The organism is Brevibacillus borstelensis, from assembly GCF_003710865.1.
Taxonomy (GTDB): Bacteria; Bacillota; Bacilli; order Brevibacillales; family Brevibacillaceae; genus Brevibacillus; species Brevibacillus borstelensis.
In genome coordinates, this window is the sequence record NZ_RHHO01000016.1 from 1 (window position 1) to 14,040 (window position 14,040).

Genomic DNA, 14,040 nt, shown 5'->3' on the forward strand with positions numbered 1-14,040 from the left:
CGGCCTCGCGGTCGACACCCTTGCCTTGAGCTAACGGTTGGTACAGCCAACCCCCGTTCGGGACTTTCACCCTATAGCTATCGCCCATGCTGGGCGCACCAAAAAAGAGACAGACCCGCAAGTCTGTCTCTTTGCGAAACGGATGGCCGTTTCTTACATCATGCCCATGCCGCCCATGTCAGGCATGCCGGCAGGCGCTTTGTTTTCTTCTGGTTTGTCTGCCACAACTGCTTCGGTAGTGAGCAGCATAGCCGCTACGGATGCAGCATTGGACAGAGCGGAGCGAGTAACTTTCGCAGCGTCTACGATACCTGCTTCGAGCATGTTTACCCACTCTTCAGTAGCAGCGTTGAAGCCGATGCCCACAGGTTCTTTCTTCAGGCGCTCAACGATAACGGAGCCTTCCAGACCAGCGTTGGCAGCGATTTGGCGAACTGGCTCTTCCAGAGCGCGCAGAACGATCTGAACACCAACCGCTTCTTCGCCTTCAGCTACAACTTTTTCTACCGCTTTGATAGCGTTGATCAGGGTAGTACCACCGCCAGGCACGATACCTTCTTCCACAGCAGCGCGAGTGGAGTTGAGGGCGTCCTCGATGCGGAGTTTCTTTTCTTTCAGTTCGGTTTCGGTAGCTGCACCGACCTTGATCACTGCTACACCGCCAGCCAGTTTTGCCAGGCGCTCTTGCAGTTTTTCACGATCGAACTCGGAAGTGGTGTCTTCGATTTGTTGACGGATTTGAGCAACGCGTGCATCGATATCAGCCTTGTTGCCTTCGCCTTCCACGATCGTAGTGTTTTCTTTGGTAACAACAACTTTGCCAGCGCGGCCGAGTTGCTCCAGCTTGGTGGATTTCAGTTCGAGACCCAGCTCTTCTGTGATGACTTCGCCGCCAGTGAGGGTTGCGATGTCGCCCAGCATAGCTTTGCGGCGGTCGCCGAAGCCAGGAGCTTTTACAGCAACAGCTGTGAAGGTACCGCGCAGTTTGTTTACTACGAGAGTAGCCAGCGCTTCGCCTTCTACATCTTCTGCGATGATCAGGAGCGGTTTGCCGCTTTGTACAACTTGCTCCAGAACAGGCAGAATTTCTTGGATGTTGGAGATTTTCTTGTCAGTGATCAGGATGTAAGGGTTGTTCAGAACCGCTTCCATCTTGTCGGTATCAGTGATCATGTAAGGAGAAGCATAACCGCGATCGAACTGCATACCTTCTACTACATCCAGCTCAGTAGTGAAGCCTTTGGACTCTTCAACGGTGATTACGCCGTCTTTGCCCACTTTTTCCATCGCTTCAGCAATCAGGTTGCCGACTTCTTGGTCGTCAGCGGAGATCGCTGCTACTTGTGCGATAGCGGATTTGCTCTCTACCGGCTTCGCGATGGATTTGATTTCTTCAACAGCTGCGCGAACAGCTTTCTCCATACCGCGGCGGATTACCATTGGGTTAGCGCCGGCAGTTACGTTTTTCAGACCTTCGCGAACCATGGCATAAGCCAGAACAGTTGCAGTTGTCGTACCGTCACCAGCGATATCGTTGGTTTTGGTTGCTACTTCTTTAACCAACTGCGCACCCATGTTTTCGTATGCGTCTTCCAGTTCGATTTCCTTTGCGATGGTCACACCGTCGTTGGTGATCAGCGGGGAACCGAATTTTTTCTCCAGAACCACGTTGCGGCCTTTTGGACCGAGGGTTACTTTAACGGCATTTGCCAGTGTTTCAACACCGCGAAGCATCGCGCGGCGAGCATCTTCAGAGAACTTGATTTGTTTTGCCATCAGAACTCAACCTCCTGCGTTATGTGTTTACGGTTCGTACCGGTCTTGCCTTATGTGAAAGAGCCTTAGCCGATGATCGCCAGGATATCGGATTCGCGAAGCACGAGGTATTCTTTGTTATCCACTTTCACTTCGGTGCCGGCGTATTTGGAGAAAATAACCTTGTCGCCTTCTTTTACTTCCAGAGCGATGCGCTCTCCGTTGTCGGAAACGCGACCAGAACCGACTGCGACTACACGACCTTCTTGCGGTTTTTCTTTCGCAGTGTCAGGGAGAACGATACCGCTAGCGGTCGTCTCTTCTTTGGAAATTGGTTCGAGTACTACACGGTCACCCAATGGCTTCAGCACAAAAAACACCCTCCTCAAAAATGTAGGTTCAAGAAGTTTTGCGTTGTTAGCACTCAATCAAAGGGAGTGCTAACACCCAATTCCTATAATAATGAATCGCTATGTACTTTGCAAGTATTTTCCCTCACAAATTTCCAATCTCTTGTTCCAGGCTCGTCACTAGCCAGATATGCCTGGCCCTTCTTCTTTGTTCTATCAATCCGGCTCGTTCATATAAATAGAGAGAACGTAGAATCAGATCCACTCTGAAGGAGGAATACTGCATGCGGAAATGGCTCTGGATCGGCGTGTTCGCTCTCTCTGTGGCAGGAATCGGCCGCCTCTTGTCTCCTGGCTCGCCCTTTATCCTCGCCTCGGTCCAACCGGTGAAGCTCTACTGGGATGGAAAGGAAGTAACCGATGCGGACAAGCCCGGCTACTATCGGGACAAAACCGGATACCGGCCCGCTACGCTGGAATACAAAGGCACCACCTATATCCCTTTGTCGCTTGCCGGCTATCTTGAAGGCAAGCCGGTCCACCTCGATCAAACCAATTCGGCTGCTTTTGTCGGACAAGCTCCGGCCCCAAGGGGAGCTGCTGGCAGCCGGCAGGAGGACAAGCCGCCGCAAAAGCAGCAGCCGGTTCAAACACCTCCGGGTTCTCCGGCTGCAGCGGTGCCAGCATCGGCTGCTGCTTCCGCCCAAACGGCAAACAAGTCCGCAAACAGCCTGTTTGGCATCAAATTGGGCATGCCTGTCGCCCAGGTGACAAAACTGCTCGGCCAACCGGGACGGCAGGAGCCGAGCGGCCTTGGCTATCAATGGTACATCTACAACCAAAATCCGGCTCGCTACCTCCAGGTAGGGATTGCGAACGGAAAAGTGGTCGACCTGTATTCCAATGCCCCGGAAGCAAAGCTCGGCGAGGTGGGAATCGGCACCAGCCTCTCTTCTTTGAGCCGAATGTACAAGCTGCAGCACACTGTCTCTTTCTCTTATCAAAAGGCCAGCGTCCAGATTACCAATCAAAAAAATCAGCGTCCGCTGGTAATTCAGGACGGCACTCCGCGTATCTTTTATCTGGACAACCAGAACAGCGACAAGGTAACGGCCATTCGGCTGATCGATACGCTGATGCTGCTGCGGGGCGGTTTTTACGAAACGCGCTGGACCTATTCCGGGGCAGCCCCCGACTTTGACCCGCCTCCGTTGAGCATCAAGGAGCAGGAACAGGTGGATGCAGCCAGAGAGAGACAAATACTCGACCTGGTGAATGTCATCCGTTACCGCTACAAGCTTTCCCCGCTTCGCTGGAATGAGCAGGCTGCACAGGTAGCCCGAGGCCATAGCGTCGATATGGAAAACCACGACTTTTTCGACCACGTCTCCGCTACGACCGGGATGGACCCGTTTGAACGGCTTCGCAAAGCGGGACTTTCCTACAGCATGGCGGGCGAAAACATAGCGGCTGGCTATCCCGACTCCATCGAAGCCCATGAAAGCTGGATGAACAGTCCCGGCCACCGGAAAAACGTCCTGGAAAAGAACTTTACCCAGCTTGGCGTCGGGGTCGTTGCCGACTACTACACCCAAGCGTTTGTCACTCCCAAGCAATAAAACCGGTAAAATGGCTTTTCAACGCCACAAAAACGCCCGACCAGTCCTTGCGACGGCCGGGCGTTTTGCTTCCCCTTCCGCTTCCTTTCTACTTCGCTGCTCCCCTGTACTGGCACTACGGCAGGAGAAGCAGCTTCTTCAACTTGCCGATCTCCCCCGAAAATTCAACAACCAATGTTTCCGCTTCCTTCGTATGCAGGATCATCCAGGGCCGGCGGCTGCTATCCTTTGGCATGACGACGAACATGTTGGCGATCATCGTATCGATTCCCGCCTGTTTATGAAGCAGCTTTTGCGGCGGCGCCAGCGGGATTTTGACAATCATGGCGTGGGACAGAGCAGGCTGAAGGTCCTGCACCCGCCCGCTGACGCTTTTCAGGAGACTTTGCGCTTCGGTTTGAAATTCGCTCGTATTCTCGAGAGTTTTGATGACGCGCTCCTTGTCCGTATCAAACAGCTCTACCTGCTCGGCTGCCAATGGGTCAGCAGCTTCAGTCCCCTTTTGAATCTCGCCGTTTTCCGCTTGATTCAAAGTAATGGCCCTTTTTACAGAGTCATGCAGGAATCCGATCCCTGCGCCTTCGGCAGAAGCATTTGAAGAAGCGCTTGGCATTGCCGTCAAAAAACTAAATAGCGCCACGATCAAAAAGGCAGCTTTCCACATCTTCCGTCACCTCCCAAACTTTCCCGTTTAGTATGTCCAAGCAAAAAAAAATCTCCCGCCCTGGGGGCAAGAGATTTTTCACGTTCAGCGGACAGCCTCATCCGCTTCCATGTTGTATTCGTTGTTCCACTTCTCTTCTTCCGCAAGCTGCTTACGGTACACGATCTTGGAGAGCCAGATGCTCACCTCGTACAAAAGCAGCAGCGGGACTGTGACCAGAATGTCGCTGACAATTTCCGGCGGCGTCAGGGTAATGCCGACAACCGCAAGTCCAAAGTAGGCAAATCTGCGCATTTTGGCCAAACGCATCGGATTCAATAACCGCAGCCGCGTGAGGAAGATGACGATAATCGGCAACTGGAACAAAATCCCAAACGGAATGACCAGGTTAAACAAAAAGCCGAAGTACTCTGCGATCCCGTAGCTAGGCTTGACGTCCATCCCGAGCGACATGCCTGTCACGAACAGCATGATCATCGGAAAGACGACATAGTACCCGAACAAAACCCCGATGATGAACAAGAAGAAAGCGGCAGGGATAAAATACAGCGTCACCCTGCGCTCATTTACTTGCAGGCCCGGGGAAACAAATCTCCAGATGTGAAACAATGCGACCGGCAGTGTCACCACCGCCCCCACCAGAAAGGCAAACTGCATATAGACGCGCAGCGTGTCGGACGGATGCAGGGAGATAAGCGGAACTCCTTCGGTGATCGGTTTCTCTTTCAAGTATTCGATCAGCGGGCCGGCGCAAAAAAATCCGGCGATCAAAGCAACAAAAAATACTGCCAGCACCCAAATGATCCGTGTACGAAGCTCGGTCAGGTGCTCTACTACCGTCATTTCGCGATCTTCCAACATGGCACCCACCTTGTCCGGCTACGCCTTGTGTTGTGCGTTCTCTGCTTGCAGGCGCTCCTGCTCCAGTTTTTCCCGGATTTCTTTTTCCAGGCGCTCACGTTCGAGGCGTTCGCGAATTTCCCGCTCCATTTTCTCGCGGTCAAAGGCATCCTTCTCTGTGACGACAGCTGTTTTTGCTTGCTGCTGCTGATCTTTAGGCTTAGCCTCTTCTTCCTCGTCATCGTCTCTTGTCAGGCCGCGGGTCGCATTCTTGAACTCCTTCAGGGTATGACCGACTGCCCGTCCGAGCTCCGGAAGCTTTTTGGGCCCAAACAAAACCAGCGCCAGCACCAAAATTAAAATAAGACCAGGAATTCCAATCGTACTCATGCACTTCACTCCTTTTTTCCTGTCATTTGACAGTGTAACCAGCTAACACTTGCGCAATCCGCCATATCCCAAACGGGTCATGTCCTGTTCGGCAATTTTTTCTCCGGCCAGGATGCGTGGCAGGAAGACGTCAAATGAAGTAAACGGTTCGTGCATTACCGCTCCCGGCAAACCGAGGATCGGTATGTCTCCTTTATACGCTACCATCAGCATCGAACCGGGAAGCATCGGTGTGCCGTAGCGTACGACTTTTGCACCGGTTCCCGCGATCGCTCCCGGAGTGCGGTCGTCCGGATCCACAGACATGCCGCCTGTCACCAGGATCAGATCGACTCCTTCCTCAAGAAAACGGATAATCTCTTGTTCAATCAGTTCTTTGTCATCGGGAGCAAACCGCTGTTCGACCACGACGGAACCAAGCGCTTCTACCTTGGATCGGATGGCAGGACCGAATTTGTCGGAAATTCTGCCCGAGAAGACCTCGCCACCTGTAGTCACCAAGCCGACACGCTTTTTCAGGAACGGCTTCACTTCCACGATCGGGCCGGAAAACTGGCGTGCCAGTTCCTCCAATCGCTCAATTCGCGCTTCTTCCATAATCAGCGGGATGATTCGGGTAGCGGCCACCGTTTGCCCCGGTTGCACCACCTGATCGCCGTAAATGGTGGAAAACGCGATGCCCTCCAGCTCATTCAGCTCGTGAACAGCCTCTTCATGTACTTTGGCCAACCCCAGATGCTTGGCTTTCATCGACACTTTGCCTTCGTAGGGCTCCGTCAAGACAAGCCCTCCTCCCGAAACGGCACGGGCAATCCTCAAGCCGGCTTCTTCTTCGTGGATAAACCCTTCCGGCATTTCAAGGACGTAAATATGCTCTTTGCCGATGGAAAGCAGCGGCTCGATATCCGCTTCTGTGACGACATGTCCTTTTTTAAACAAGCGTCCCTTAAACTCTCCTGGGAGAATCTGCGTCATGTCGTGCGGGAGCATCATGCCGATCGCTTCTCGAACAGGCACTTCCTTCAGCTTCGGTTTTTCTACCAACCCAATCCTCCCCAATCTTCATTGGCTCCTCCGGTTCCCTGCAAGATGTGCAAGGCGTCAGACAGCATGTCCCCGATGGCGTTGAAGCAAATCTCGACGCCCTTTGGATTGCCTGGCAGGTTGATAATCAGCGAATTTCCCCTCGTTCCGGCTACTGCACGGGTCAGCATTGCGCGGCGGGATTGCTGCAAGCCGGCGCGGCGCATTTCCTCGGCCAATCCCGGAACAGGTCTGTCGATGACCCACGCTGTCACCTCGGGAGTGACGTCCCGCGGGCTCAAACCCGTGCCTCCTGTCACAATCAACAAGTCGCATTTCTCACGATCTACGCACTCGATCATGTTTTCCTTCAAATCTTCCATATCATCAGACACAGCACGGTAGACAGATACATCAACCTGCAGCCATTCCTTTACAAGCGTGCGGATAATCGGGATGCGATCGTCTTCGCGCTCTCCCCTTGCAATGGAATCGCTTGCGGATATTACACCTATTTTCCAGTTGGTCACAGCCCATTCCTCCAATAGTTCTTGCTACTGTATTGTACACTGTTTTTTTTCACATGTAGATAGGGCAGGGGCAAATGACGCAATCTCGACACAAAGCAGTCACATTTACGATAGGTCTGGCTGGCCTGTTTCTCTGATCCCTGACTCCGTCGCAAGAAAATCGAGCGAAATGTCGTGGGGTTCCATCGGCACCGCCTTTTGTACCTGCAGGTCAAACGAACAGCCGATCAACAGCGGCCTGTGCGGGAGGGAGGTAAGAAAGCGGTCGTAATAACCGGCACCGTACCCCATGCGCCCACCCCTGCGGTCAAAAGCGACACCGGGAACAAGCACAGCGTCCAGGTCTTCGGCTTTTCCTTCCGCAGCCAGGCCGGGATCGGGTTCGAGTATGCCGTACGTTCCCCGCTTCAGCATATCAGGCCCCGTATAGATGTAGGGAACAATTCGCCGCTCCGCCGGAAGCGTCAGCGGCAGCCATATCTCCTGCCCACGCTCAAGCGCTTTTTCCAGGAACGGGACGATATCCAGTTCTTCGCGAAACGGATAGTACGCCATGACCGTACGGCAGCGGCGCAGTCTGTCAAAGGAAAGCAAATGACGGCACATTTGTTCGGAGCGGGCCTGGCGTTCTTCCGGACTGACAGATGCTCTTTGGGCGAGAATTTCTCTGCGAAGTTCCCTCTTATGATCGAGAAGCTCCATGTGATTTCCCCTCTCTTTTCTCCCGGCCACTCCCATATCGGTCGGGGTTGTCCCTTTCTGGTCTCTAAGCTACACTGATACAGACAGGAGCAGAGCATGCTTGGCCGCTTGCAGAAGCGCCAGGATCAGCAATCTGTGCCACGCAGGCCGACAGATCGTTTACGGTATTGATAAAGAGGTGGAAGCAATGATCTTACTTCAAGCTGAACATATACAAAAAACGTACGGGATTGAGACCATTTTACAGGACATTTCGTTGCAAATTCAAACAGGAGAGCGCGTCGGACTGGTCGGAGTCAATGGGGCCGGAAAATCGACACTAATGAAGATTTTGGCCGGGCAGCTCAGCTATGACAGTGGAACCGTCCGAATTCCGAAGGATGTCACGCTCGGTTACCTGGCGCAAAACGGCGGGCTGGAGTCCGAACGCTCCATTTGGGAGGAAATGCTCTCCGTCTTCACTCATTTTCAAAAGGAAGAGCAGGAGCTTCGCAAGCTGGAGACGCTGATGGGCGATCCGGCCGTTCTGGCTGACGAAAAACGGTACCAGCAGATACTGGAGGATTATTCCCGCCGCTCCGAGGCATTCAAGGAACGCGGGGGGTACGGCTATGAGGCGATGATTCGCGGCGTCCTGCATGGACTCAGATTCGCCGATATGGACTATCAGACGCCGATTTTCACCCTGAGCGGCGGGCAAAAGACCCGGCTTGCCCTGGCGAAGCTGCTTTTGCAGGCTCCTTCGATCCTGCTGCTGGATGAGCCGACTAACTACCTGGATATTGAGACGCTCACCTGGCTGGAGGGCTACCTGCAAAATTACCAGGGCGCCATCCTCGTGGTCTCCCATGACCGATACTTCCTGGACAAGCTCGTCACCGTCGTCTACGAGATCGAGCGCACCCGTGCGACCCGGTACACGGGGAACTACAGTCAGTTTCTCGACCAAAAGGCGGCCCGGCTGGAGCAGGAATTAAAGCGCTACGACAAGCAGCAGGAGGAAATTGCCAAGCTGGAGGACTTCATCGCCCGGAACATCGCTCGGGCGACAACGACCAAGCGGGCCCAAAGCCGTCGAAAAACCTTGGAGAAGATCGACCGGCTGGAGAAACCGATCATGAACAACAAGTCGGTCAACTTTTCCTTCGATGTCGCCAAAATGAGCGGCAACATCGTGATGAAGGCGGCCAATGTCAGCATCGGCTACCCGGACGCCGTGCTGTCCCGACACCTCACCTTTGAGCTGGAACGGGAGGAGCGCGTCGCTCTCGTCGGTCCCAACGGAATCGGAAAATCGACTCTCCTGAAGACGATCGTGGAGCAACTGCCAGCTATTACAGGCAGCATCCAGTTCGGCAGCAATGTCACGATCGGCTACTACGACCAGGAGCATCGGAATCTGAATGACCAAAATACGGTGCTCAATGAAATCTGGAACGACTATCCGCTGATGCTGGAGCGGGATGTCCGTACCCTGCTCGGAAACTTTTTGTTCAGCGGCGACGACGTGCAAAAGCGCATTTCCGATCTGTCGGGCGGCGAAAGAGCACGTGTTTCGTTGGCCAAGCTGATGCTGAAGCAAGCCAATTTTCTGATATTCGACGAGCCGACCAACCACCTTGATATTTTCAGCAAGGAAGTGCTGGAAAACGCCTTGTACGACTACCCGGGAACGATTCTGTTCGTCTCCCATGACCGTTACTTCCTCAATAAAATCGCCACCCGGGTACTGGAGCTCTCCCCGGATGGCGTGACCAGCTATCTCGGCAACTACGATTATTACGTAGAAAAGAAGCAGGAGCTGGCCGAGCTGGCAGCTGAACAGCAAGCGCAAAGCACGAAGAAACAAGCCTCCTCTGCTGCAGACCTGCAGGAGAAATCGAGCTATGAGCGCGACAAGGAGGCCAAGCGCCGCGAGCGCCAAAGACTGCGCCGCCTGGAGGAAATCGAAGCGGCGATACAGGAGCGGGAGGCCGCCATTTTGACCTGGCAGGAGGAGCTGTGTCTCCCGGAAATCTACAGCGACCACGTCCTGGCCAAGGAGCGCAACGACAAGATCGAGCAGACAAAGGTGGAGCTGGAGCAGTTGTACGATGAGTGGAGCGAGCTTTCAGAGAGTTAGCCTGCTCCCGGCTCCCGTAAAAGCAAGACGTTCTCAAGAGCTGGAATAGCGTTCCTCGACTGGCTCGCACAAAGCGGTGTACAGAGTCGGTACGACCAGGTAGATGATGCATGTGGCCGCGGTAATGATGCCGGAATCATTCAGGAGCAGGCCGGCCAGCGAACCGGCGATCACTCCGGAGAAGCCTTTGACCAGCAACGGATAATCGCTGGCGAAATGGCGCAGATACTTGTCACTGCGCAGCGCCAGCAGCCCCAAAACGAGCAGGGACACGACAAAAACCCGGCTCCACACGGAAATACGAATCAGCCTGAGATTCATCTCCAGCTTGCGTTCCACGATATGCATCACTTCCGTCCAGTCACCGGACAAAAGCTGGCTTGCGACTCTCGTAATATGAGTCGGCGGCTGGCTGGACAAGAGACTGACAGATGCGAGCAACGCAATACCGACCAGCATGCCTCCTGCGAGCAGCAGGAGGCTTTTTTTGCCTGGGCGCCACCCCTGCAGCCGAATGAGCACGACAGCAAAACCGATCAGTCCCGCCAAGAAACCGCCCGCGTCCGCCCCCCACGCCGGAGCGGCCATATAGGCAAGGACGAGCAGAAAGAGAGGCACGATTACCCACAGAGCAGACTTATTCTCCCGGCCTGGCGCTTTTTCGGCTGTTTTCGAATCGCTCCACTGGTACAAGGCGGCTGCAAAAAGGATGGTGCATCCGATCAGCACTCCTTCGTATTCATTCCCCAATCCGTAAAAACGAGCGCCGATTACCGGGTCATACCCCAGATACGAGCGGCGCATCGCCGGGGCGCCGCTCCAGCCATCGATCAACAGCAGGGCGACTGTCAACCCGGCCACGACCGCAAGCGCTGCCGGCAGCGGCCTTCCCTCCATCAGCCAGGCACCCGCCATCGCTGCCAAAATGAGCTCGCCGAGAATGACCGGCGGAGATACCCGCCAACCGGCCAAGCCTTCGAGCAGGAACAGCAGGGGAAACCACAGCATGGAGAGGAGAGCAAGACGCATAGCCCTGCGCCCCCATTGCAGGCTCTCTCCGCTTTTCCCCCTTCCCCAAACCCAGAGAGCGGCCGCTGCCGCCAAAATGACGATCTGCAGCATGACGTAGGTGTAAAGCACAGAACTGCGATTGGCGTAAATATGGTGGATTTGTTCCACCTCATAGGCGAGCTCGCCGATCCCTTTTCCCGTTTCCTTTTTCATGACATGTCCAGCCAGCCCATCCGGCACGGAAACCTGCAGAAAGGCAAGCACTGTCGGGAGAATATCAAGCCCGCTGACCAATCCGGATTGCCTCGTTGTCGCAGAGGTGAGCAGCCCTGCCTCTCCCCCCTTCCAAACAAACACAGGCGGCAGCAGCATTTTGGCTTGTACCGCTTTCTGGTTGGGGACCGGCGAGAGCAGCATCACCATTTGTCCGGGCTTGCGCGACGAAAGCAGCCGGTCAAGAAACCCGCCCAAGTCCTTCAGCACCTGCTCGTACTGTTTGGCAAACCGCTCCGGCGCCATATCGTCGGCTACCTGATACAAGCGCGCCAAATCAGCCAGTTGGATCGAGATCAATCCAGAGGCCGTCTCCCTGTCGATGCTCTGGAGCAAGTAATCGTAGTTCGTTTTAACCCCGTAAGGATAAGAAGGCGCTTGTATCGCCGTTTTGTCCGAAAGATTTCCAAACGGCACCCCACCGCGCTCGTCCATCGCGAACAGAACGGCGTGCCGGGTCCTGATGTCATCGTAGTCTCCGCTCCCGTAGCTGATTACAGACAGATTGTGCCGAGCCAGTGTCTCTCCCAGCAAGCCGATTCGGGAGGTAAACGGCTTGTCTCGATTCTCTGCCTGCAGCCGGTAAATGCCGGGAAAAACGATGCGATAGCGCGCTACAGGCTCCACCTCAGGCGGGCTTACTTCCACCATCCGCTCGCCGGCTGTTTCGTACTTGGAAAGATACTCTTCCGGGTGGTAGGCTGTGCCGCTCCGGTCCGTGTAAAGAGCCTGTCCGCCGCTGCCCATCAGCAAATAGGAGTTGGCTGCCGATCTCGCTCCGGGCGAACGGATAGACAGCGCTCCGGCCTCGGCTTTTCTCAGCCAATTATCCACATGTGGATACTTCCTGAGCCGCTCAACATCCTGAAAGGAGAGCCCCTCCACAAACAGCGCTATCACCTGCCGCTTTTGGAGATTCTTCTTTGACTCCACAGCAGCAGCTGCGTAATCCTGTCCGAGCTGCGACGACCATAGCAGGACAAATAGTGCGGCGAGCAGCAACCATTTTTTCATCAATCTTCCCCCACTGTTGATAAAATTTTCTGTTTATCCACATATTCCACAGATTCATCCACAGAAAAAACGTGATTTTCCCGGTAAATGCCTCGTGTTATCACCAGTATTCACAGGTGTGGGGAAGACAAACCTCAAAAATTATCCAGAAGCTGTGGATAATGATGAGGAAAAGAAAGACTGCTCCCCCAAGTGAGCAGTCAGGATTATGCGTTTTATGACAAGGGCAGGCCCGGCACACCGTTTAAGTCCAGCCGTGCAAAGCGCCCCTTTTGATACGAAATGTATCCCGCTGCGGCAATCATCGCCGCGTTGTCGGTACATAGGGAGAGCGGCGGGATGACCAGTGGAAGGCCTTCCTCCCCGCATCTTTTCGAGAGTCTTTCCCGCAGCCCGCGATTGGCTGCTACTCCCCCTGCAAGCAATACTTGCCTGGCTCCGTATTCCTTTACCGCACGGATTGTCTTTTCCACAAGCACCTCTGTCACAGAGTCCTGAAAGCTTGCAGCGAGGTCTTGCGGACTGATGCTTTCTCCGCGCTGTGACGCATTGTGCAGCGTGTTGAGTACAGCCGATTTGAGACCGCTGAAGCTGAAATCATAGGAATTCGGCTCCAGCCACGCGCGAGGAAGCGGAATGCTGGGAGTTCCTTCGTGTGCCAAGCGGTCAATGTGCGGACCGCCCGGGTACGGCAGCTGGAGGGCGCGCGCAACCTTGTCGTACGCCTCCCCGGCAGCGTCATCCCGCGTCTCACCTAAAATTTCGTAATGTCCATGCTCTTTCATCCAGACGAGCTCTGTATGCCCCCCGGACACGACCAGAGCGATCAAAGGAAACTCCATCTCCGTGACCAGCCGGTTGGCGTAAATATGGCCGGCAATGTGATGCACCCCGATCAAGGGGATTCCACGGGCATACGAGATCGCCTTTGCGGCAGCTACCCCTACCAGCAGGGCGCCAACCAGGCCCGGTCCGTAGGTGACGGCGATGGCCTGGATGTCATCCAGCGTTTTCCCCGCCTCCTGCAAGGCTTCCTCAATCGTCAGGGTAATGTTCTCCACGTGCCTGCGCGAGGCTACCTCCGGCACGACACCGCCAAACCGCTTGTGTATATCTGCCTGCGAAGCGATGATGTTGGACAGGACTGTCCGGCCGTCCTGAACGACGGAGGCCGAGGTTTCGTCGCAGCTTGTCTCGATCCCCAAAATGTTTACCGGACGACCAGACTGCTGCTGAGCCAGATACGCCTGCTGCACCCGTTCTTCATAGCGTGATGGTTTTCTATTCTTCATGCAATGTCACCCACATTATGAGAGCATCTTCATCGTTATCGGAATAATAACGCTTCCGACGTCCTTGTTCTGTAAAGCCCAGCTTGGTATACATATTCCGCGCCACGGTGTTGGACGGGCGCACTTCCAGCGTCATGCTTCTCGCTCCGAATACATAGGCGAGCCCCATCATCTGCCGCATCAACCGCTCGCCTACCTTTTGCCCGCGGCAATCGGGATGGACGGCCACGTTTGTAATGTGAGCCTCGTCCAGTACAATCCACATCCCGCAATAAGCGATGACCTGGCCATTCATCACGGCTACGACATAGCGGGCATTTGGGTTGATCGTCAGTTCATTGACAAAGGCATCACGCGGCCAAGGTGTCGGAAACGCCAAACGCTCCAATTCCCAGACCGCGTCTACGTCTTCTAGTGTCATAAAGCGGAATTCTATATCAATCTGCTCAGTCATT

At 54.6% G+C, this 14,040-nt stretch carries 13 protein-coding genes; 2 read left to right on the forward strand and 11 right to left on the reverse strand.

Annotated elements, in window-relative coordinates; translation table 11 throughout:
* Positions 1–153 precede the first annotated feature (153 nt).
* Together groL and groES are read right to left on the reverse strand one after the other, a co-directional pair.
* The gene (gene groL, locus EDM54_RS08035; RefSeq protein ID WP_003389756.1) at positions 154–1,776 is read right to left on the reverse strand and encodes a chaperonin GroEL; all 1,623 of its coding nucleotides are present in this window, start codon (positions 1,774–1,776) and stop codon (positions 154–156) included.
* A 65-nt stretch (positions 1,777–1,841) separates the two neighbouring features.
* Positions 1,842–2,126 (reverse strand): co-chaperone GroES, encoded by a 285-nt coding sequence (gene groES, locus EDM54_RS08040; RefSeq protein WP_003389758.1) that lies wholly within the window; start codon positions 2,124–2,126, stop codon positions 1,842–1,844.
* 263 nt (positions 2,127–2,389) lie between these two features.
* Between groES and EDM54_RS08045 the strand changes: the two genes are divergently transcribed.
* Complete coding sequence (locus EDM54_RS08045; RefSeq protein ID WP_122958040.1) at positions 2,390–3,724, forward strand: CAP domain-containing protein; 1,335 nt, start codon at positions 2,390–2,392, stop codon at positions 3,722–3,724.
* A gap of 115 nt (positions 3,725–3,839) precedes the next feature.
* Here the strand turns inward: EDM54_RS08045 and EDM54_RS08050 are convergent, their stop codons facing one another.
* From EDM54_RS08050 to EDM54_RS08075, 6 genes are all read right to left on the reverse strand, one after another.
* The gene (locus EDM54_RS08050) at positions 3,840–4,388 is read right to left on the reverse strand and encodes a hypothetical protein (RefSeq protein ID WP_227278554.1); all 549 of its coding nucleotides are present in this window, start codon (positions 4,386–4,388) and stop codon (positions 3,840–3,842) included.
* An 84-nt stretch (positions 4,389–4,472) separates the two neighbouring features.
* Positions 4,473–5,246 carry a twin-arginine translocase subunit TatC gene (tatC, locus tag EDM54_RS08055; RefSeq protein WP_024985082.1) on the reverse strand — a complete coding sequence of 258 codons (774 nt, stop codon included), beginning with the start codon at positions 5,244–5,246 and terminating at the stop codon, positions 4,473–4,475.
* Between the two features lie 21 nt (positions 5,247–5,267).
* Positions 5,268–5,618: a twin-arginine translocase TatA/TatE family subunit gene (locus EDM54_RS27230; RefSeq protein WP_003389763.1), complete on the reverse strand. Its 351-nt coding sequence runs from the start codon at positions 5,616–5,618 to the stop codon at positions 5,268–5,270.
* A gap of 42 nt (positions 5,619–5,660) precedes the next feature.
* Positions 5,661–6,662: a molybdopterin-binding protein gene (locus EDM54_RS08065; RefSeq protein WP_039071570.1), complete on the reverse strand. Its 1,002-nt coding sequence runs from the start codon at positions 6,660–6,662 to the stop codon at positions 5,661–5,663.
* Positions 6,656–7,171, reverse strand: a complete 516-nt coding sequence (locus EDM54_RS08070) for a MogA/MoaB family molybdenum cofactor biosynthesis protein (RefSeq protein ID WP_003389765.1) — start codon at positions 7,169–7,171, stop codon at positions 6,656–6,658. Before EDM54_RS08070 ends, EDM54_RS08065 begins: the two co-directional genes overlap by 7 nt.
* A 105-nt stretch (positions 7,172–7,276) precedes the next feature.
* The gene (locus EDM54_RS08075) at positions 7,277–7,873 is read right to left on the reverse strand and encodes a 5-formyltetrahydrofolate cyclo-ligase (RefSeq protein WP_122958041.1); all 597 of its coding nucleotides are present in this window, start codon (positions 7,871–7,873) and stop codon (positions 7,277–7,279) included.
* A 187-nt stretch (positions 7,874–8,060) separates the two neighbouring features.
* Here EDM54_RS08075 and EDM54_RS08080 point away from each other — a divergent pair, with 187 nt between their 5' ends.
* Positions 8,061–9,995, forward strand: a complete 1,935-nt coding sequence (locus EDM54_RS08080; RefSeq protein ID WP_122958042.1) for an ABC-F family ATP-binding cassette domain-containing protein — start codon at positions 8,061–8,063, stop codon at positions 9,993–9,995.
* A gap of 33 nt (positions 9,996–10,028) precedes the next feature.
* On the opposite strand, the gene EDM54_RS08085 is transcribed toward EDM54_RS08080, so the two are convergent.
* From EDM54_RS08085 to rimI, 3 genes are all read right to left on the reverse strand, one after another.
* On the reverse strand, positions 10,029–12,293 hold the full coding sequence (locus tag EDM54_RS08085) for a hypothetical protein (protein WP_174768852.1): 2,265 nt from the start codon (positions 12,291–12,293) through the stop codon (positions 10,029–10,031).
* A gap of 215 nt (positions 12,294–12,508) precedes the next feature.
* Complete coding sequence (tsaD, locus tag EDM54_RS08090) at positions 12,509–13,585, reverse strand: tRNA (adenosine(37)-N6)-threonylcarbamoyltransferase complex transferase subunit TsaD (protein WP_031932568.1); 1,077 nt, start codon at positions 13,583–13,585, stop codon at positions 12,509–12,511.
* Complete coding sequence (gene rimI, locus EDM54_RS08095; RefSeq protein WP_003389771.1) at positions 13,575–14,039, reverse strand: ribosomal protein S18-alanine N-acetyltransferase; 465 nt, start codon at positions 14,037–14,039, stop codon at positions 13,575–13,577. Before rimI ends, tsaD begins: the two co-directional genes overlap by 11 nt.
* Between the last annotated feature and the right edge of the window lies 1 nt (position 14,040).

What these genes read in the sequence shown, in the direction of transcription:
- EDM54_RS08050 (WP_227278554.1), bottom strand. Translation starts at nt 4,388, where the DNA reads ATGTGGAAAGCTGCCTTTTTGATCGTGGCGCTATTTAGTTTTTTGACG.
- EDM54_RS08080 (WP_122958042.1), top strand. Translation starts at nt 8,061, where the DNA reads ATGATCTTACTTCAAGCTGAACATATACAAAAAACGTACGGGATTGAG.
- EDM54_RS08045 (WP_122958040.1), top strand. Translation starts at nt 2,390, where the DNA reads ATGCGGAAATGGCTCTGGATCGGCGTGTTCGCTCTCTCTGTGGCAGGA.
- tsaD (WP_031932568.1), bottom strand. Translation starts at nt 13,585, where the DNA reads ATGAAGAATAGAAAACCATCACGCTATGAAGAACGGGTGCAGCAGGCG.
- EDM54_RS27230 (WP_003389763.1), bottom strand. Translation starts at nt 5,618, where the DNA reads ATGAGTACGATTGGAATTCCTGGTCTTATTTTAATTTTGGTGCTGGCG.
- rimI (WP_003389771.1), bottom strand. Translation starts at nt 14,039, where the DNA reads ATGACTGAGCAGATTGATATAGAATTCCGCTTTATGACACTAGAAGAC.
- groL (WP_003389756.1), bottom strand. Translation starts at nt 1,776, where the DNA reads ATGGCAAAACAAATCAAGTTCTCTGAAGATGCTCGCCGCGCGATGCTT.
- EDM54_RS08085 (WP_174768852.1), bottom strand. Translation starts at nt 12,293, where the DNA reads ATGAAAAAATGGTTGCTGCTCGCCGCACTATTTGTCCTGCTATGGTCG.
- EDM54_RS08075 (WP_122958041.1), bottom strand. Translation starts at nt 7,873, where the DNA reads ATGGAGCTTCTCGATCATAAGAGGGAACTTCGCAGAGAAATTCTCGCC.